Annotated in this window: 24 protein-coding genes; 12 read left to right on the top strand and 12 right to left on the bottom strand. The window is 71.9% G+C overall.

Features of this window, described 5'->3' with window-relative positions; translation table 11 throughout:
* The coding region (locus PD653B2_RS14490) for an HNH endonuclease signature motif containing protein (protein ID WP_133059409.1) at window positions 1-271 on the top strand (271 nt) is incomplete at its 5' end.
* Window positions 272-323: 52 nt separating this feature from the next.
* Here the strand turns inward: PD653B2_RS14490 and PD653B2_RS14485 are convergent.
* Window positions 324-842, bottom strand: a complete 519-nt coding sequence (locus PD653B2_RS14485) for a hypothetical protein (protein ID WP_085873094.1) — start codon at window positions 840-842, stop codon at window positions 324-326.
* Between the two features lie 103 nt (window positions 843-945).
* Here PD653B2_RS14485 and PD653B2_RS14480 point away from each other — a divergent pair, with 103 nt between their 5' ends.
* Together PD653B2_RS14480 and PD653B2_RS14475 are read left to right on the top strand one after the other, a co-directional pair.
* The gene (locus PD653B2_RS14480; protein ID WP_085873093.1) at window positions 946-1,365 is read left to right on the top strand and encodes a VOC family protein; all 420 of its coding nucleotides are present in this window, start codon (window positions 946-948) and stop codon (window positions 1,363-1,365) included.
* 23 nt (window positions 1,366-1,388) lie between these two features.
* The gene (locus PD653B2_RS14475) at window positions 1,389-1,634 is read left to right on the top strand and encodes an RNA-binding S4 domain-containing protein (protein ID WP_085873092.1); all 246 of its coding nucleotides are present in this window, start codon (window positions 1,389-1,391) and stop codon (window positions 1,632-1,634) included.
* Window positions 1,635-1,640: 6 nt separating this feature from the next.
* Here the strand turns inward: PD653B2_RS14475 and PD653B2_RS14470 are convergent, their stop codons facing one another.
* Window positions 1,641-2,009, bottom strand: coding sequence for an FKBP-type peptidyl-prolyl cis-trans isomerase (locus PD653B2_RS14470; RefSeq protein WP_085873091.1), 369 nt, complete (start codon window positions 2,007-2,009; stop codon window positions 1,641-1,643).
* 258 nt (window positions 2,010-2,267) lie between these two features.
* Between PD653B2_RS14470 and PD653B2_RS14465 the strand changes: the two genes are divergently transcribed.
* Window positions 2,268-2,846 carry a PP2C family protein-serine/threonine phosphatase gene (locus PD653B2_RS14465; protein ID WP_165763487.1) on the top strand — a complete coding sequence of 193 codons (579 nt, stop codon included), beginning with the start codon at window positions 2,268-2,270 and terminating at the stop codon, window positions 2,844-2,846.
* A 3-nt stretch (window positions 2,847-2,849) separates the two neighbouring features.
* Here the strand turns inward: PD653B2_RS14465 and PD653B2_RS14460 are convergent, their stop codons facing one another.
* Together PD653B2_RS14460 and PD653B2_RS14455 are read right to left on the bottom strand one after the other, a co-directional pair.
* A complete protein-coding gene (locus PD653B2_RS14460) occupies window positions 2,850-3,281 on the bottom strand; it encodes a CBS domain-containing protein (RefSeq protein ID WP_085873089.1) in 432 nt (143 codons plus the stop codon).
* A gap of 31 nt (window positions 3,282-3,312) precedes the next feature.
* Entirely contained in the window at window positions 3,313-4,191 is an 879-nt protein-coding gene (locus tag PD653B2_RS14455) for an inositol monophosphatase family protein (RefSeq protein ID WP_085873088.1), read from the bottom strand.
* A 41-nt stretch (window positions 4,192-4,232) separates the two neighbouring features.
* On the opposite strand from PD653B2_RS14455, the gene PD653B2_RS14450 reads away from it, so the two are divergent.
* Window positions 4,233-4,679 carry a DUF2231 domain-containing protein gene (locus tag PD653B2_RS14450; protein WP_085873087.1) on the top strand — a complete coding sequence of 149 codons (447 nt, stop codon included), beginning with the start codon at window positions 4,233-4,235 and terminating at the stop codon, window positions 4,677-4,679.
* 3 nt (window positions 4,680-4,682) lie between these two features.
* On the opposite strand, the gene rsgA is transcribed toward PD653B2_RS14450, so the two are convergent.
* From rsgA to PD653B2_RS25355, 4 genes are read right to left on the bottom strand one after another with little or no spacing between them, the layout of a single operon-like run.
* Complete coding sequence (gene rsgA / locus PD653B2_RS14445) at window positions 4,683-5,672, bottom strand: ribosome small subunit-dependent GTPase A (RefSeq protein ID WP_085873086.1); 990 nt, start codon at window positions 5,670-5,672, stop codon at window positions 4,683-4,685.
* Window positions 5,669-6,937, bottom strand: a complete 1,269-nt coding sequence (gene aroA / locus PD653B2_RS14440) for a 3-phosphoshikimate 1-carboxyvinyltransferase (RefSeq protein ID WP_085873085.1) — start codon at window positions 6,935-6,937, stop codon at window positions 5,669-5,671. The genes rsgA and aroA overlap by 4 nt, the downstream gene beginning before the upstream one ends.
* A gap of 19 nt (window positions 6,938-6,956) precedes the next feature.
* A complete protein-coding gene (locus tag PD653B2_RS14435) occupies window positions 6,957-7,481 on the bottom strand; it encodes a DoxX family protein (RefSeq protein WP_085873084.1) in 525 nt (174 codons plus the stop codon).
* Between the two features lie 49 nt (window positions 7,482-7,530).
* Entirely contained in the window at window positions 7,531-8,886 is a 1,356-nt protein-coding gene (locus PD653B2_RS25355; RefSeq protein ID WP_085873083.1) for a sigma-70 family RNA polymerase sigma factor, read from the bottom strand.
* 108 nt (window positions 8,887-8,994) lie between these two features.
* Between PD653B2_RS25355 and PD653B2_RS14425 the strand changes: the two genes are divergently transcribed.
* The 5 genes from PD653B2_RS14425 to rsrA all read left to right on the top strand — a co-directional run bounded on the left by PD653B2_RS14425 (window position 8,995) and on the right by rsrA (window position 12,169).
* The gene (locus PD653B2_RS14425; protein ID WP_085873082.1) at window positions 8,995-9,735 is read left to right on the top strand and encodes a hypothetical protein; all 741 of its coding nucleotides are present in this window, start codon (window positions 8,995-8,997) and stop codon (window positions 9,733-9,735) included.
* 28 nt (window positions 9,736-9,763) lie between these two features.
* Window positions 9,764-10,531 (top strand): SOS response-associated peptidase, encoded by a 768-nt coding sequence (locus PD653B2_RS14420; protein WP_085873081.1) that lies wholly within the window; start codon window positions 9,764-9,766, stop codon window positions 10,529-10,531.
* Window positions 10,528-11,193, top strand: coding sequence for an alpha/beta family hydrolase (locus tag PD653B2_RS14415; protein WP_085873080.1), 666 nt, complete (start codon window positions 10,528-10,530; stop codon window positions 11,191-11,193). The genes PD653B2_RS14420 and PD653B2_RS14415 overlap by 4 nt, the downstream gene beginning before the upstream one ends.
* A 62-nt stretch (window positions 11,194-11,255) precedes the next feature.
* On the top strand, window positions 11,256-11,900 hold the full coding sequence (locus PD653B2_RS14410) for a sigma-70 family RNA polymerase sigma factor (protein ID WP_085873079.1): 645 nt from the start codon (window positions 11,256-11,258) through the stop codon (window positions 11,898-11,900).
* Window positions 11,897-12,169: a mycothiol system anti-sigma-R factor gene (rsrA, locus tag PD653B2_RS14405; protein WP_085873078.1), complete on the top strand. Its 273-nt coding sequence runs from the start codon at window positions 11,897-11,899 to the stop codon at window positions 12,167-12,169. Before PD653B2_RS14410 ends, rsrA begins: the two co-directional genes overlap by 4 nt.
* Window positions 12,170-12,312: 143 nt before the next feature.
* Here the strand turns inward: rsrA and PD653B2_RS26065 are convergent, their stop codons facing one another.
* The 4 genes from PD653B2_RS26065 to PD653B2_RS14390 form a co-directional block, all read right to left on the bottom strand.
* Window positions 12,313-12,387 carry a 50S ribosomal protein bL37 gene (locus PD653B2_RS26065; protein ID WP_369759046.1) on the bottom strand — a complete coding sequence of 25 codons (75 nt, stop codon included), beginning with the start codon at window positions 12,385-12,387 and terminating at the stop codon, window positions 12,313-12,315.
* 105 nt (window positions 12,388-12,492) lie between these two features.
* A complete protein-coding gene (locus tag PD653B2_RS14400; RefSeq protein WP_085873077.1) occupies window positions 12,493-12,858 on the bottom strand; it encodes a thioesterase family protein in 366 nt (121 codons plus the stop codon).
* A 3-nt stretch (window positions 12,859-12,861) separates the two neighbouring features.
* Window positions 12,862-13,365, bottom strand: coding sequence for a GNAT family N-acetyltransferase (locus PD653B2_RS14395; RefSeq protein WP_242665290.1), 504 nt, complete (start codon window positions 13,363-13,365; stop codon window positions 12,862-12,864).
* Window positions 13,358-15,013 carry an acetolactate synthase gene (locus PD653B2_RS14390; protein ID WP_085873075.1) on the bottom strand — a complete coding sequence of 552 codons (1,656 nt, stop codon included), beginning with the start codon at window positions 15,011-15,013 and terminating at the stop codon, window positions 13,358-13,360. The genes PD653B2_RS14395 and PD653B2_RS14390 overlap by 8 nt, the downstream gene beginning before the upstream one ends.
* A 95-nt stretch (window positions 15,014-15,108) precedes the next feature.
* Between PD653B2_RS14390 and PD653B2_RS14385 the strand changes: the two genes are divergently transcribed.
* Window positions 15,109-15,864, top strand: coding sequence for a tyrosine-type recombinase/integrase (locus tag PD653B2_RS14385; protein ID WP_165763486.1), 756 nt, complete (start codon window positions 15,109-15,111; stop codon window positions 15,862-15,864).
* Window positions 15,865-15,873: 9 nt separating this feature from the next.
* On the top strand, window positions 15,874-16,179 hold the full coding sequence (locus tag PD653B2_RS14380) for a hypothetical protein (protein WP_085873073.1): 306 nt from the start codon (window positions 15,874-15,876) through the stop codon (window positions 16,177-16,179).
* Window positions 16,180-16,350: the final 171 nt, after the last annotated feature.

The raw sequence follows: 16,350 nt of genomic DNA, 5'->3' as shown, positions 1-16,350 counted from the left end.
CCTGCGCGAACAGGTGAACCTGACCCATCCCACCTGCGTGTTCCCGCACTGCACCCGACCATCCAGGTCCTGCGACAACGACCACATCATCGGCTACGACCAAGGTGGTCCCACCTGCTCCTGCAACCTCGCACCCCTGTGCCGCCACCACCACCGCCTCAAGACCCACGGCGGCTGGACCTACCAACGCACCACAGCCCGCATCTTCCGCTGGACCAGCCCCCACGGCCACGTGCACGTCAACGACCTCACCCACCCACGACATCCCTGACCCACCGACCCCGCCGGCCACCGCCGACGGGGCCACACCCACGCGCGATGCCCTACGGCCGGTAGAGCTCAGAGACCTGGACGACGCTCGGCCCGTCGCGCCACACCGCAACGGCGAGGGGTCGGTGCCCTGCGGCTGCGACGAGCTCCGTGCAGTCGACGGGATGGTCGTTCAGCGGTTCCCGGTAGTCGACCCGGATGATGCCGGTACAGACGATGTCCGGACCCAGCGCGAGCGTGTGCCGGCTCCGCTGTGGGGCGTCGTAGTAGTCGTTGGGGAACGGGAAGTCCAGGCCGTGGCGCTCGGCGTACGCCTCGCCCTCGGCGTCGTTCGACAGTGATCGGAAGGACTCGAGGACCAGGCGACCGTTGCTCGGTCGCCGAGTGAGCCAGCCGGTCTCGGGGCTGTCGTCGGGGCAGCCCGGTGCCGGCTCGGGGAAGCCGAAGCTCGGGTCGCACGGAGGCCGCAGGGTGCCGCCCGGTGTGGGTGCGACCAGGTTCGGCCCGTCGTCCGACGCCCCGCAGGCGCTGAGGGAGGTCAGCAGCGCGATGAGAATCGGCCAGAGCATCACGCCTCGAGGTCTCATGCCGGTGCGACGCCATCGCCGCCCGGAGGGTTGCGACGAGCCCGATCGGCGTCCGGTCTCATGCGGCCGTGCTGTGATGAGATAACACATGGAGATCCACCCCGTGCTGATGCACACCGCGATCGATGCGACCGACGTGCGGGCGCTCGCGGAGTTCTACCGGGAGCTGCTCGGACTGCAGTACCGACCGGGCGACGAGCCGCCGCCCGACGGGAGCGTGGACGACGGGGACTGGCTGGTGCTCGTCGACGACGAGGGTCGGCGGGTGCTCGCCTTCCAGGAGGTCGCCGAGCTGGCCCGGCCCACGTGGCCGTCGGACGAGGTGCCCAAGCAGATGCACCACGACTTCCGGGTGCCGACGCTCGACGCGTTGCGGAGCAGCCGTCGTCGCGCCGAGGAGCTCGGGGCCACGCTGCTCCTCGACCGCACCGACGAGGCGGGGGAGCCGCTCTACGTCCTCGCCGACCCGGCGGGCCACCCGTTCTGCATCCTCGTCAGCGGTGGCTGATCGGCACGGAGCACAATGAGCCCATGACCGAACCGTTCGACGTCCAGATCCGCGATGCATCGATCCGGCTCGGGCAGTTCCTCAAGCTCGCCAACCTGGTGGAGAGCGGCTCGGAGGCCAAGCCGGTGATCGTGGCGGGCGAGGTGCTGGTGAACGGCGAGGTCGAGACCCGGCGCGGACGTCAGCTCGTGCTGGGCGACGTCGTCACGCTCGGGCCGCAGTCGGCGCGAGTGGTCGACGGGGACGTCCCCGACAACCTGCCCTGGTGACGACGCTCAGCTGACCCCGAGCAGGTCCACGACGAAGATCAGGGTCTCGCCGGGCTTGATGACACCGCCGGCCCCGCGGTCGCCGTAGCCGAGGTGCGGCGGGATGACGAGCTGGCGGCGTCCGCCGACCTTCATGCCCTGCACGCCCTGGTCCCAACCGGAGATGACCTGGCCGACGCCGAGCTTGAACTGCAGCGGTTGGCCCCGGTTGTACGACGCGTCGAACTCCTCGCCGCTCGAGTGGGCGACGCCGACGTAGTGCACCGACACGGTCTGGCCCGCGGCCGCCTCGGGGCCGTCGCCTTCGGTGATGTCGGTCACGACCAGGTCGGTGGGCGGCTCGGGGTCGAAGAAGTCGATCTCAGGCTTGTCCATGCACCTCAGCCTAGTCGGCGTCGTTTCGGGGGCGGGGACTGGCAGTATCTCCGGGTGACCTCCCCTCTCACCCGCTGGCGCCGCTCGACCTCGGGCTCGTCTCGGGCTTCGGGGTCCTGGCCGTCCTCGTCTCCGTGTCGACCGCCACGGAGATCCAGCTGATCGCCGTGTTCGCCGCCTCCGATCGGCTCGGTCGGCCTTGCCGCCCGCTACGTCTCGGCCAGCGCCGAGGCACTGGTCGGCGGCGACCTCTACGAGGTGGCGGCGACACCGTTCGGGGTGCGGGTCATCGTGGGTGACGTCCGCGGCAAGGGCCTCGAGGCCGTGCAGACCGCGGCCGCCGTCCTCGGCGCGTTCCGCGCGGCCGCGTTCACCTCGCCCGACGTCGGCTCGCTGTCGCGCACCATCGACGAGACGCTCGGCCGGATGATGAGCGATGAGGAGTTCGTGACCGCCATCGTCGGTGAGTTCAACGGCGACCGGGTGACGCTGGCCAACTGCGGCCACCACCCGCCGGTGCTCGTCACCGGCGACGAGGTGACCACGATCGACACCGGGGAGCCGACGCTCCCGCTGGGCCTCGGGTCGGAGCCGGACGTCTCGGAGCACCCGTGGCCGGTCGGCGCGCGGATGCTCTTCTACACCGACGGCCTGGTCGAGGCCCGCGACCGGCACGGCGAGTTCTTCCCCCTCGACGACGTCGCGGCCGAGCTCGGCGAAGGCACCCTCGAGGAGGCGCTCGACCGGCTGGTCGCGCACCTGCTCGACTGGGGCGGCCAGCGGATGGGCGACGACCTCGCGCTGGTGCTCGCCGAGAGCGACGCGGGGTCCGGGTAGCCGTCAGGTCTGGTGCACGTAGGAGTCGAGCTGGTCACGCTCGAACTCCAGCTGGTCGATGCGGTGCTTGACCACGTCGCCGATGCTGATGACCCCGATCACCTGGTCGTCGTGCACGACCGGCACGTGCCGGATCCGGCGTTCGGTCATGATCTTCATGAGCTCGTCGACGTTGGTGTCCTCGTCGCAGGTCTCGACCACGCCGGTCATGATCGCGGCCACCGTGTTGTTGACGACCGTGCCGTCGCTGTGCAGGTGGCGTACGACGTCGCGCTCGCTGACGATGCCCTCGAGCGTGCTGCCGTCGGAGCTGACGATCAGCGCGCCGACGTTGTGCTCGGCGAGCTTCGCGACCAGCTCGCGCACCCCGGCGTCGGGACCGATCGTGACGACCTCGCGACTGGGCTTGGCGTTGAGCACATCACCGATCCGCATCGTTGCACCTCCATGTCCGGTGTGACCGACGTTACTCCCTGGATCGATGGTCGTGCAGGTTCGACACCGACCCCGGTCCGGGGCGGCGCGAGTCCGGGTCGTCCTCGTCGTCGGGCAGCGACCCGAGGAACGACAGGGCGGCCTCGTGCAGGTGCCCGTTGGTGGCGAGGGCGTTGCCGCCGAACGGACCGTCGGTGCCGTCCAGCGACGTGAAGCGGCCGCCCGCCTCGCGCACGATGATGTCGAGCGCGGCCATGTCGTAGACCTCGAGCTCGGGCTCGGCGGCGATGTCGACGGCGCCCTCGGCGAGCAGCATGTAGGACCAGAAGTCGCCGTACGCCCGGGTGCGCCAGCAGCGCCGCATCAGGGACAGGAAGTCGTCGAGCCGGCCGCGCTCGTCCCAGCCGTGCAGCGAGGCGTAGGAGAGCGAGGCGTCCTCGAGGCGGCGTACGTCGGACACCTGGCAGCGGGTCGCCTTGAGCAGCGACCGGCCGGTCCACGCGCCGTTGCCCTTCGAGGCCCACCAGCGGCGCTGGAGGAGCGGCGCGGAGACGACACCGAGCACGACCTCGTCGTCGACCGCCAGCGAGATCAGCGTCGCCCAGACCGGGACGCCGCGGACGAAGTTCTTGGTGCCGTCGATCGGGTCGACGATCCACCGGCGCTGGCTGTGGCCGCTCGAACCCTGCTCCTCGCCGGTGATCGCGTCGCGGGAGCGGACCCGTCCGAGGGTGCGCCGGATCATCTCTTCGACGGCCTGGTCGGCGTCGGTCACCGGCGTCAGGTCGGGCTTGCTCATCACGTGCAGGTCGAGGGACTTGAAGCGCGCCTCGGTCAGGGAGTCGGCGTCGTCGGCGAGGACATGGGCGAGACGCAGGTCGTCGGTGTAGTCGGTGGCAGCTGTCGGCACGGCCTCACACTATTCTCATCAACGCCGATTAACTTCCAGGCATGGAGATCAACGGACTCCCGCTGCACCCGCTCGTGGTGCACGCCGCGGTCATCTTCGGGCCGCTCGCCGCCGCCGCGGCGCTCGTCTACGTGTTCGTGCCGCGCTGGCGCGACCGCCTCCGCTGGCCGATGCTCGTGCTCGTCCTCGTCGCCACGGCCTCGATCTGGACGGCGTACCTCACCGGGGTGAGCTTCCGCGACAGCAAGCCCTTCTACACCGAGGGGGCCATCGGGGAGAAGGTCCACCAGCACCAGCAGCTGGCGGTGAAGCTGCGCATCATGACGTCGGTCTTCGCCGTCGTCGCGATCGTCGCGGCCTGGCTGCACACCCGCACCGGCCCCACTCGGATCGTGCTCGGTGTGCTGCTCGGCGCCGCCGCAGTCGGCACGCTGGTCCTGGTGGTGCTCACCGGCGACGCCGGTGCCCGGGCGGTGTGGGGGCAGTAGCGGTCAGTACAGCGGCTCGCTCCGCGCGGCGAGCAGCCGCCGGAACGACGCCACGCGGACCGGGTCGGCCTCACCGTTGGTGACGGCCACGTCGAGCCCGCACTCCGGCTCGTCGCTGCCGTGCGTGCAGCCGCGCGGGCAGTCCTCGGTCATCTCGTCGAGGTCGGGGAACGCCTCGATCAGGTGCTCCGGCTGCACGTGCGCGAGCCCGAACGACCGGATGCCGGGCGTGTCGATGATCCACCCCTCCTCGTCGGGGAGCGCGAGCATGAACGCCGACGTCGAGGTGTGCCGGCCGCGACCGGTCACGGCGTTCACGATCCCCACGTCGCGCATCGCGTCGGGCACCAGCGCGTTGACCAGGGTCGACTTGCCGACGCCGCTGGAGCCGACCATCACGCTGATCCGTCCGCTGAGCCGCTCGCGCAGCTCCGACAGGTCGCCGCCGCGCTGGGTGACCACCCACGGCACCCCGAGCGACCGGTAGGTCACCAGCAGCGTCTCGGGGTCGGCCAGGTCCGCCTTCGTCAGGCAGAGCAGCGGCTTCATCCCGGCGTCGTACGCCGCGACCAGGGCGCGGTCGATCAGCCGCGGCTGCGGCTCGGGGTCGGCCAGGGCGGTGACGACGACCAGCTGCTCGGCGTTGGAGACGATCACCCGCTCGACCGGGTCGTCGTCGTCCGCCGTACGGCGCAGCGTGGTGACCCGCTCGCGCACCTCGACGATCCGGGCCAGGGCGCCGTCGTCGCCCGAGGTGTCGCCGACGACGCGGACCCGGTCGCCCACCACGACGCCCTTGCGGCCGAGCGGTCGCGCCTTCATGGCCATCACCTTGTGGCCGTCGAGGAGCAACGTGTAGCGGCCACGGTCGACGGTGACGACCACCCCGTCGACGGCGTCGTCGTACGTCGGGCGTTCCTTGGTGCGGGGGCGCGTACGCCGACGGGGACGGTCGTAGTGCTCGATGTCCTGGTCGGAGTAGCGGTTCGTCATGACGGGATGAGGCCCGACCAGAAGGCGGCGAAGTCCGGGAAGGTCTTGCCGGTCGTCGCGATGTTCTCCACCAGCACGCCGTCGACGGCGGCGCCGACGATGACACCTGCGTGCGCCATCCGGTGGTCGGCGTAGGTGTGGAAGACGCCGCCGTGCAGCGGTGCGGGCTCGATGCTCAGCCCGTCGGGGTGCTCGACGACGTCGGCGCCGAGACCGCTCAGCTCGGTCGCGAGGGCGGCCAGCCGGTCGGTCTCGTGGCCGCGGATGTGGGCGATGCCACGCAGGTGCGACGGACCGTCGGCGACCGCACAGAGCGCGGCCACGGCCGGAGCCAGCTCGCCCACGTCGTGGAGGTCGACGTCGATGCCGAGCAGGGTGCCGCTGCCGGTGACCTGCAGCCCCTCGTCGACGAAGTCGACCTCGCAGCCCATGGTGCTCAGGATCTCGCGCAGCGCGTCGCCGGCCTGGGTGGTCGACCGTGGCCAGTCACGCACGACGACGGTGCCGCCGGAGACGGCGGCCAGCGCGAGGAACGGCGCCGCGTTGGAGAGGTCCGGCTCGATGAGGTGGTCGGCGGCGCGGACGGGTCCGGGCGCGACGGCCCACCTGTTCGCCTCCGTGTCGTCGACCTCGACGCCGTGCTCGCGCAGCATCGCGATCGTCATGTCGATGTGGGGGAGTGACGGCACCGGCTTGCCGTCGTGGCGCACGTCGACGCCCTCGTCGTACCGCGCGCCCGCCAGCAGCAGCGCCGAGATGAACTGCGACGACGCCGAGGCGTCGACGACGACCGCGCCGCCCCTCACCGAGCCGGTCCCGCGGACGGTGAACGGCAGCGCGTCGCCGGAGACATCGACGCCCAGGCCTCGGAGGGCGCCGAGGATCTCGCCGATCGGCCGGGTGCGCATGTGGGGGTCGCCGTCGAACGACACCGTGCCCGTCGAGAGACCGGCCACCGGGGGCACGAACCGCATCACGGTGCCGGCCAGCCCGCAGTCGACGGCCGCGTCGTCGGTGAACGGAGCCGGGGTGACGACCCAGTCGGCGCCGGAGGTGTCGACCGTCGAGCCGAGGGAGCTCAGGGCCTGCGCCATCAGGGTGGTGTCACGCGAGCGCAGCGCGCGCCGGACGACGGATGGGCCGTCGGCGATGGCCGCCAGGACCAGCGCCCGGTTGGTGAGGGACTTGCTGCCGGGTAGCGAGACGACGGCCTCGACGGGGTGGTTCGCGCGCGGCGCGGGCCAGGGGTCGAGGGTGCTCGTCACCCGCGACAGACTAACGGCGTCAGTGGATCCGCGCGGCAGCCAGTCTCGCCTCGCGACGGGCGTCGTGCGCCAGGCGCTTCGCCTCGCGGCGCGCGTCCTTCGCGACCCGGCGGGTCCGCCAGGCCACGCCCGGCTTCCCGTCGGTGTCACCGGCGGCGATGATCAGCCCGCCCACGACCGCGAGGTTCTTGAAGAAGTGCAGCTGCTGCTGCGAGCGCTGGGCCTTGTCGTCGACCTCCCAGAACCGGTGTCCGGCCGCGGTCGTCGGGACCATCGACGCCGCGAGCACGGCCGCGGACAGCCGCGGGGCGCGACCGGTGGCGAGCGCGAGCCCGGCCGCGATCTGGACGCCGGCGTTGATGCGCACGAGGGTCTCGGGGTTCTCGGGGAGCGGGATCCCGGCCTTCTTCGCCAGCGGCACGACCTTGTCGGTCACCGGGGTGGCCTTGGTCGCGGAGGCCGAGGAGTTCTTGAGAGCGGTGGCCGCGCCGACGATGAAGATCGACGCGAGCATGGGGCGGGCGATGAGGCGGCTGACGGTCATGACTCCTTCTTACCCGATCCGGCCACACGCACGCCTGCCCGTCGAGGGGTCAGGGGGTCGCCGGGATCGGGACGCTCACGGCGACCAGCGGCAGCGGCGGGAGACCCGCGATGCCCGCGGTGACGCCGACGTCGACACCCTCCGGCCCGGCGGAGACGGCGACGGCGAGCTGGACGGCGGGCGACTGCGGTGGCGCCGACGGCGGGCTGGTCGGCGGCGGCGTCGGGGACGGGGTCGTCGGGTCCGGGGTCGGGTCCGTGGTCGGGTCGGTCGTGGGGTCGGCGGTCGGCGCGGCCGCGCCGGAGGTGGGATCGGTGGTCGGCACGGCGACGGCGGGCTCGACGCCACGCGACGTCGTGCCGGGCGTGCGGGAGCGACGGCTCGGGTCCGTGGACGGCGACGCGGTGGGTGAGGCGGCGGGCGCGCTGTTGCGCGACGAGGGGAGGTCCTCGGCCGTCGGCAGGTCGGGGCTGCGCTGGATGGTGACGAACAGGCCGGCCATCACCGCGGACGCGGCCACCCCGGCCACGGCCGCGGTCGGGGCGTGGGCGGCGACGACGTCGCGCACCCGCCCGAACAGCGCGGTGACGGTGCCGGTCGCGGCGGCCACCCCACCGCCCGAGGCGGCGCCGACGTACGCCGCGGCGGCACTGCCGAGCAGCAGCGGGGCCAGCAGGGCGCTGAGCCGGGAGTTGACCTCGGTGAGCTCCAGATAGATGGCGGCGCAGGCCCGGCAGTCCTCGAGGTGCTGCTCGACGCGGGCGCTGTCGCGGCGGGACAGCCCGCCGCGGACATAGGCGCCCAGGCCGGCGCGGGTCCGGGCGCAGGCGTCCTCGTCGACGCTCTGGGCGTGCATGGACAGGTATGCCTGGCGCAGGCCCTCGCGGGCCCGGTAGGCAAGGGCGGAGACGGAGTTGGCGGTCATCCCGAGCAGCAGCGCGACCTCGGCCGGCTTCTGCGCCTCGACCTCGGTGTGCCAGAGCACCAGCTGCCAGCGCTCCGGCAGCGACGCGAAGGCGCGGGCGGCCGCGGCGCTCTCGAAACCCTCGACGGCGGTGTCGCGGAACGGCACGCCCGGGTCGAACGGTGTCAGGTCGCCGGTGGTCTGCAAGCGGGCCGTGGAGCGGATCCGGTCCACCTGGAGGCGGCGTACGGCGGTCAGGAGGTAGGCGCGGAAGGCGAGGTCGGGGCCGCCTCCGCGCTGGAGGACGACGAGCACCTTGGCGAACGCCTCGGACACCAGGTCGTCGACGTCGCCGGCCGAGACGAGCTGGCGGGCGAGTCGGCGGGCGGCCTCGACGTGGCGGGCGAACAGCTCCCCGTAGGCGTCGACGTCGCCGCCCCGAACAGCGGAGATCAGCTCTCCGTCGCTGGGGCCTTCGAGGGTGGAGATGTGGCTGGCCACGCCCCTTCAACGCACCAGTCGGGAAAAGATCACGGAATTTCTCGCATTTCCGCGTCATGGACCTCCCCGAGGCCCGTTTCCTCGCCGAGACCAAGTGAGGGAGCAACCGTGGGAAGGTTCACGACGCGCACGCGCCGGCTGACCACGGACGGCCCTGAGGCATGGGGGGAGCTGTCCCCGGAGCTGCGAGCGGCACTGCCGCCGCGCTTCGAGGCGGTCGGGGAGGCCCTTGCTTCAGGGTCGGTCTCGGTCGCTGCGTGCGAGGTCGTGGGGGCCTCGTTCGCTCGCGACGGTCTGACGCTGGCGGAGTCCCTGGACGCCCTCGCCACCACCTCTCGCCTGGTCCGCGGCACCGACCCGGACTTCGGCGATATCCGTGCCCTGTCGGTCGCCTGGAGCGACGCGACCCTCGGCTATCTCAACGGCCTCTCGTGCGAGGACCCGCTCACCGGGCTCGCCAGCCTGGCCCACCTGCGCAGCAGGGTCTCCGACCTCTACCGAGACGCTGCGGCCGGCGGCGTCCGCGACACCCATGCTCTCGTGGTCGTCGCCGCGCCGCCGTGGCCGGACGCGGCCTCGGGCCGCGACGACACGCTGACCCGGGCGTTGCGGGTCGCCCAGCTCGGCGACACCGCGCGCACCGTCTTCTCCGGCACCGAGACCATCAGCCACGTCGCGCCCGGCCGGGTCGTCGTGCTCGCCGGCCGCGACCGGATCGGCCGCCGGGTCGGCCTGCTCCGCCGGATGCTCGACGACAGCGCCGTCGCCCAGGCCCGGGTGTGGATCGAGGGGCTCCCGGACGACGACACCGGCGCCGGGTCGCTGCTCGACGAGCTCACCCGCGTCTGACCACTCCCCGTGTCACTAGAGTGACCGCATGTGCGGTCGCTACGCGTCGAGCCGTCGCCCCGAGGACCTCGTCGAGGAGTTCGACATCACCGAGCTCCGCGTGCCCGCTCCGCTGGAGGCCGACTACAACGTCGCCCCCACCAAGGAGGTCTACGCGGTCGTCGAGCGGCTCCCCACGAAGTCGGCAGAGTCCACGGAGAGCGACGAGCCCGCTCGGCGCCAGCTCCGGGTGCTGACCTGGGGCCTGGTCCCGTCGTGGGCGAAGGACCCCTCGATCGGCAACCGGATGATCAACGCCCGGATGGAGACGGTGGCCGAGAAGCCGGCGTACAAGCGGGCGTTCGCGAAGCGGCGCTGCCTGCTGCCGGCCGACGGCTACTACGAGTGGTACCCCACGGAGCAGCTGACCGCAGCGGGTAAGCCGCGCAAGCAGCCCTTCTTCATCCGGCCGCAGGACCACGGGGTGCTGGCGATGGCCGGGCTCTACGAGATCTGGCGCGACCCGACGAAGGCCGATGACGCCGACGACCGGTTCCGGTGGACCTGCACGGTGATCACCACCGACGCGGAGGACGACCTCGGCCACATCCACGACCGGATGCCGCTCATGGTGGAACGGGACCGGTGGGCCGACTGGCTCGACCCGACAGCCCCCCAGGACCAGCTGCTCGACCTGCTCGTCCCGGCCGCCCCCGGGAGGCTCGAGGCCTACCCGGTCTCGACGCTGGTCAGCAACGTCAGGAACAACGGACCCGAGCTGCTCGAGCCGCTCCCGCTGGAAGACGTCATCGGGTGAGCCACAGCGAGCGCACGGTCGAGACGCCGTACGGCCCCGCCCGGCTGGTCACCGACCGGGCCCGGAGCCCCTACGCCACCCTGCTGCTCGGGCACGGCGCCGGCGGCGGCATCGACAGCCGCGACCTCGAGGCGCTCGCCCACCACCTGCCCCGCCACGGCGTCACGGTCGTCCGGCTGGAGCAGCCCTGGCGGGTCGCGGGACGCAAGGTGGCCACCCCGCCTCCGACGCTGGACGGTGCCCTGGTCGCCGCCGCCGACCAGCTCCGGACGCGGACGCCGCTCGTCATCGGCGGGCGCTCGGCGGGGGCGCGTTCGGCGGCCCGCTGCGCGAGCAGGCTCGGGGCGGTCGGCTGCCTGGCGCTGGCCTTCCCGCTGCACCCACCCGGCAAGCCGGAGAAGTCGCGGCTCGACGAGCTGCTCGGCGCCGGGTTGCCGACGCTGGTCATCCAGGGGGAGCGGGACACGATGGGCTCGCCCGAGGAGTTCCCCGACCACGTCGATCTCACGGTCGTCCCGACGGCCGACCACGCGTTCAAGACGCCCGCCCGTGGCGGGGTGAGCGCGGCGGAGGCGATGGCGATCATCGTCGAGTCGACGCTGGAGTGGATCAACCGTGAGGTCGCCGGTGCGGGAGGCGCAGGGAATGGTCTGCCGGACTGACGCGTTCTACCCACATGCTTGCCGTGCTCGATAGGCCCACGACAGGGCTACGCTGGGATACGATGACTGACGCTGAAGACACCACGCCCGACGTCGTAGAAGAAATCGACGTCGCCACCGAGACCGCTGCCGACCGTTCGGCACGGTTCGAACGCGACGCGATGCCCTTCATCGACCAGCTCTACTCCGCCGCGATGCGGATGACCCGGAACCCGGCCGACGCCGAGGACCTGGTGCAGGAGACGTTCGCGAAGGCGTACTCCTCGTTCCACCAGTTCCGGCCCGGCACGAACCTCAAGGCCTGGCTCTACCGGATCCTGACGAACACGTTCATCAACACCTACCGCAAGAAGCAGCGCCAGCCGCAGCAGTCGATGTCCGAGGACGTCGAGGACTGGCAGCTCGCCCGGGCCGAGTCGCACTCCTCCACGGGTCTGCGCTCGGCCGAGATGGAGGCGCTGGAGCACCTGCCCGACTCCCAGGTCAAGGACGCCCTGCAGCGTCTGCCCGAGGAGTTCCGGCTCGCGGTCTACCTCGCCGACGTCGAGGGATTCGCCTACAAGGAGATCGCGGAGATCATGGAGACCCCGATCGGCACCGTCATGTCCCGGTTGCACCGGGGACGGCGCCAGCTGCGCGACATGCTCTCGGACTACGTGCGGGACAACGACCTGCTCACAGTCGGCCGCGACGGAGGCAAGTCATGAGCCACAGCCACCCCGAGCCCACGCCGGGCGAGTGTGCCGACTTCCTCGAGCAGATCGTCTACTTCCTCGACAACGAGCTCGACCAGGCCGACTGCTCCGCCGTACGCCTGCACCTCGACAGCTGCAACCCGTGCCTGGAGAAGTACGACCTCCAGCGGACGGTGAAGGCCGTGGTCGCCCGCTCCTGCGCCGAGGCTGCGCCCGAGGAGCTCCGCGACCGGGTGCTGCTCCGGATCCGTGAGGTCCAGGTCCAGATCCGCGAGAGCTGAGCGGAGCCGCGTCAGCGGATCCGCTGATGGTGGTCGAGCGAGCCGCGCTACCGAGGCACGAGGTCGCGACCGGCGTGTCGAGACCCATGGACGACGAAGAACCCCCGAACCGTGAGGTCCGGGGGTTCTGTCATGTACTGCGCTCAGGCGTTGGGGCGCTTGCCGTGGTTCGCGCCCTTCTTCTTGCGAGCGCGGCGCTTGCGGCCGGTCTTGCCCATGGTTTTCCTCCTGATCGAGACGAGTCTGACCCGAAGGCCACGAGTCAGTCTCTCAAACTCCGGGCTGTCGGGGAAATCGGGTCGCCGCCGGACGACGAGGACCGGTCAGAGCCGGGACAAGAAGCGCTCCGCGTCGACCACGACGCGGGTGACCTCCCCGGTGCCGACCACCCTGCCGCCGACGTGTCGGGCCATCACCGTGAAGCGGTGCAGCCGGCCGTCGACGTACGACGACGACGCGGTCACCTCGACGTCCTGCCCGACCGGGCTGGCGCCGACGTGCTCGAGCTCGATCCGGGTGCCCACGCTGGTCGAGCCCGCCGGCAGCGTCGGGTCGATCGCCGCGCAGGTCGCCGCCTCGCACCACGCGAGGAGCCGCGGGGTGGCGAGCACGGGGAGGCTGCCCGAACCGAGGGCGGCGGCGGTGTCGTCGTCGGTGACCGTGAAGGTCAGGGTCGCGTCGGTCGTCATCGCTCAGAGCTCCCGTCGGAAGGCGACCAGGTCGACGTCCGGCTTCGGCGACCAGTCGCGCTCGGGGACCCGGCGGAAACCCAGCCGCTCGTAGATCCGGTGGGCAGACGTCATCTGGGCCAGGCTCGACAGCACGACGGCGTCTGCGCCCAGCTCGCGGAAGCGGTCGACCACCAGGCGTGCGAGCGCCTCACCGACGCCCTGGCGCCGGGCTGCGGGCGAGACCGCCAACATCCGGAACTCGCCCTCGCCGGCCCGCGCGATCTCACGCCAGGCCGAGCCCTCCGGGGTGAGCGTCACCGCGCCGACGACGTCGCCGTCGAGCTCGGCGACCCAGAGCTCGGCCTCGCGGTCGCGGCCGGCTGCGTCGCGCAGGTGGTCGACATAGGCGTCGCCCGGGCCGCGGGTGAAGTCGGCGTACGCCGCGACGGTCAGCTCGCCGACGACCTCGTGGTCGGCGGGCGTCGCCCGGCGCAGGACCACACCCGGAGCGGAGCGATCAGACACCGAAGCTGGCCCGCGGGTAGACGGCCTCGACGTCGGTGATGACGTTGACGAGGTAGGGCACGTTCGAGGCGAACGCCCGGTCGATCGCCGGGCCGACCTGGCGCGGGTCGGTCACGGTCTCGCCGGCGCCGCCGAGCGCCCGCACCACCTCGTCGTACGCCGTGCGCGGCGCGAGGTCGGCGATCACGTCGTAGCCGTAGAGCATCTGCATCGGGCCCTTCTCCAGGCCCCAGGCGGAGTTGTTGCCCATCAGCATCACGACCGGCAGGTTGTGGCGGACCAGGGTGTCGACGTCCATCAGCGAGAAGCCGGCGGCCCCGTCGCCCAGCAGCAGCACGACCTGGGCCGAGGGCCGGGCCAGCCGGGCGGCGATGGCCGCGCCGAGACCCGCGCCGAGGCAGCCGTAGGGGCCCGGGTCGAGCCAGCCGCCGGGGCGCTGGGGCTCCACGAACTTGCCGGCGAAGCTGACGAAGTCGCCGCCGTCGCCGATGACGACCGCGTCGTCGGCCAGGCGGGGGACCAGCTCGCCGTAGATCCGGGCCGGGTGGATCGGGTCGGCCTCGGCGCCGAGCAGGAGGGCGTCGCGCTCGGTGGCTGCGGCCACGGCGGCCTGGAGGTCGGAGACCCACGTGCTCCAGTCGGGCCGGCGGACGACCTGCTCCATCGCGCCGAGGAGGTCGTCGAAGACCGACGTGAGGTCGCCGGAGACCGAGGCCGCGAGGTCGGCGTGGCCGGCGAGCTGGCCGGGGGAGTCGGCGACGTGCACGACCTGGGCCGGGGTCGCGCCGTCCTTGCCGCCGAACGCGCCGTAGCCGAGCCGGAAGTCGAGCGGGGTGCCGACCACGATCACCAGGTCGGCGCCGCCGAGGGCCTGGCCCCGCGCCTTGGTCACGAGCAGCGGGTGGCCGCCGGGCACGACGCCGCGGCCCATGCCGTTGGTGATCGTCGGGACGCCGACCGCCTCCACGAAGCGCAGCGCGGCCTCCTCGGCCCGGTCGGCCCAGACGTCGGTGCCGAGGATCAGCACCGGCCGGGACGCGGCCGCCAGCAGCTCCGCGATCTCACCGACGGCGTCCGGGTCCGGAGCGGCGCCGCGGAGCGGTCCGACCTCCGGTGCGGGGGAGGTGGCGGTGTTGAAGAGCTCGTCCATCGGCACGTCGACGAAGACCGGCCCGCGGTGCGGCGAGCCCGCGGTCACGAACGCCTCGTGGATGCCGTCGACGACGTCGCCGGCGGTGGGAATGGTGCGCGCCAGCTTGGAGACCGGCGCGAAGATCGGCGGCTGGTCGAGCTCCTGGAGCGCCCCGGTGCCCCAGCGGCCCTGGGGCGCCCGGCCGCCGACGACGACCATCGGCGAGCCGGCGAACTGCGCCTGTGCGACCGCGCTCAGGCCGTTGGTGACACCCGGCCCGGCGGTCAGCACGGCGAGGCCGGGGACCCGGGTGAGCTTGCCGGTGGCCTCGGCCGCGAAGGCAGCGGTCTGCTCGTGCCGGACGTCGAGCAGCCGCACCGGGGTCTCGGCCTTGACCGCCCCGTCGTAGAGCGGGAAGACGTGCGCGCCCGAGAGGGTGAACAGGGTGTCGACGCCGTGGGCCTGGGCCACCGCGATGGCGAGCTCGCCCGAGTGACCGCTCAGATCGGAGGACATGCCCGCATGTTACTGGCCCGTATCCGGCGGCGCTGGCACTAGCGGCGTGACCACATATCGGACAGTGTGTCTCGACTATGGACTACATCACATGGATGAAGGTGAACGGAGCCCGTGAACGGACGATCATCCAGCGGGAGAATTTCCGGCTCTCCAGACTCCGTCACTGGGGACACCTCGACCAGTCCGTCGACCACATCCGTGAGTGGCTCGGCCAGTTCGAGGGGTGGACGAAATGCACCTACTACGGGCACCTCGTCTCCCTCTACGACTGGGCCGTCGAGGTCGGGGAGGTCGCCACCAACCCGGTCCGCGCGATCGCGCGGCCGAACACGCCGAAGCCTGGGCCGCGGCCGCTGTCTCGTGACGAGATCGCGCTGTCCATGAACGCCGCCAGCGGGGACCTCCTCACTCACCTGCAGCTGGGTCTCCTGGCCGGTCTGCGTGCCCACGAGATCGCGAAGTTCCGGGGTGAGGACATCACTGCGCAGGGCATCTACGTGATTGGGAAGGGTGGCCAGGGGGCCATGCTCCCCACGCACCCCCACTTGTGGGAGACCGCCCAGTCCTACCCGCGCCGCGGGTTCTGGTTTCCCTCGACCAGGGCACCGTCCGGGCACATCGTGTCGGGCACCGTTACACGGCGGGTAACTGCGCACTTCCGTGCTCTCGAGATCACCGGGTCCAGCCATCGCAACCGACATGGGTACGGGACCCTGCTGCTGCGTGGCGGGGCGAACCTGCGTGTGGTGCAGGAGCTGATGCGACATGCGTCGCTCCACACCACGGCCCTGTACCTCGGTGTCGACGAGGACGAGAAGGTGGCCGCGATCCGGTCGTTGGTGGCATAGTCGCGGGGCGTGAAGTGGTTGGCGGTCGTGTTCGTGCTGCTTGTCGTTGGTGGAGCCGCGGGAGCGTACTTCGCCAACGGCGACGAGGCCACAGCCCTGGTCGCGTGTGAGGGCATGGTCAAGGACCAGCTCAAGGTCCCGTCGACGGCTGACTTCTCGGGGGAGAAGAGCTCCCAGGACGGTGCGACGTGGAGCGTCGAGGGCACGGTGGAGTCGGAGAACGAGCAGGGTGTGATGGTGGCTTCGGACTACGTGTGCGTGGTGCGGCTCAAGGGTGAGAAGTGGGCCGGTCGCGCCGACGTTCGCCCACGGTAGGTTCTGGGGGTGAGCTTCCGTGAGGGCGTCGTTGTTGCGGCGGCTGGGGTGCTGTTCTTCGTGCTCCCGGTCGTCGTGCTGGTGTGGGGCGCTGGCCGCGGGTAAGGCCGTGGCCTTCACCGTGGGGGCCTCAGGAAATGGCCGAAAACGCCCCGCCACCCGGTGAGGGGT

Origin of the sequence: Nocardioides sp. PD653-B2 (assembly GCF_002117935.1) — a bacterium.
Taxonomy (GTDB): Bacteria; Actinomycetota; Actinomycetes; order Propionibacteriales; family Nocardioidaceae; genus Nocardioides.
Note: the sequence above shows the minus strand (reverse complement) of the source record. Positions and strands in the feature narration are given on the sequence as shown.

Excerpts from the sequence above, each read along its gene's own strand:
- PD653B2_RS14480 (WP_085873093.1), top strand. The coding sequence starts at position 946 with ATGGAGATCCACCCCGTGCTGATGCACACCGCGATCGATGCGACCGAC.
- PD653B2_RS14475 (WP_085873092.1), top strand. The coding sequence starts at position 1,389 with ATGACCGAACCGTTCGACGTCCAGATCCGCGATGCATCGATCCGGCTC.
- PD653B2_RS14470 (WP_085873091.1), bottom strand. The coding sequence starts at position 2,009 with ATGGACAAGCCTGAGATCGACTTCTTCGACCCCGAGCCGCCCACCGAC.
- PD653B2_RS14460 (WP_085873089.1), bottom strand. The coding sequence starts at position 3,281 with ATGCGGATCGGTGATGTGCTCAACGCCAAGCCCAGTCGCGAGGTCGTC.
- PD653B2_RS14450 (WP_085873087.1), top strand. The coding sequence starts at position 4,233 with ATGGAGATCAACGGACTCCCGCTGCACCCGCTCGTGGTGCACGCCGCG.
- rsgA (WP_085873086.1), bottom strand. The coding sequence starts at position 5,672 with ATGACGAACCGCTACTCCGACCAGGACATCGAGCACTACGACCGTCCC.
- PD653B2_RS14435 (WP_085873084.1), bottom strand. The coding sequence starts at position 7,481 with ATGACCGTCAGCCGCCTCATCGCCCGCCCCATGCTCGCGTCGATCTTC.
- PD653B2_RS14420 (WP_085873081.1), top strand. The coding sequence starts at position 9,764 with ATGTGCGGTCGCTACGCGTCGAGCCGTCGCCCCGAGGACCTCGTCGAG.
- PD653B2_RS14410 (WP_085873079.1), top strand. The coding sequence starts at position 11,256 with ATGACTGACGCTGAAGACACCACGCCCGACGTCGTAGAAGAAATCGAC.
- rsrA (WP_085873078.1), top strand. The coding sequence starts at position 11,897 with ATGAGCCACAGCCACCCCGAGCCCACGCCGGGCGAGTGTGCCGACTTC.
- PD653B2_RS14400 (WP_085873077.1), bottom strand. The coding sequence starts at position 12,858 with ATGACGACCGACGCGACCCTGACCTTCACGGTCACCGACGACGACACC.
- PD653B2_RS14390 (WP_085873075.1), bottom strand. The coding sequence starts at position 15,013 with ATGTCCTCCGATCTGAGCGGTCACTCGGGCGAGCTCGCCATCGCGGTG.
- PD653B2_RS14385 (WP_165763486.1), top strand. The coding sequence starts at position 15,109 with ATGAAGGTGAACGGAGCCCGTGAACGGACGATCATCCAGCGGGAGAAT.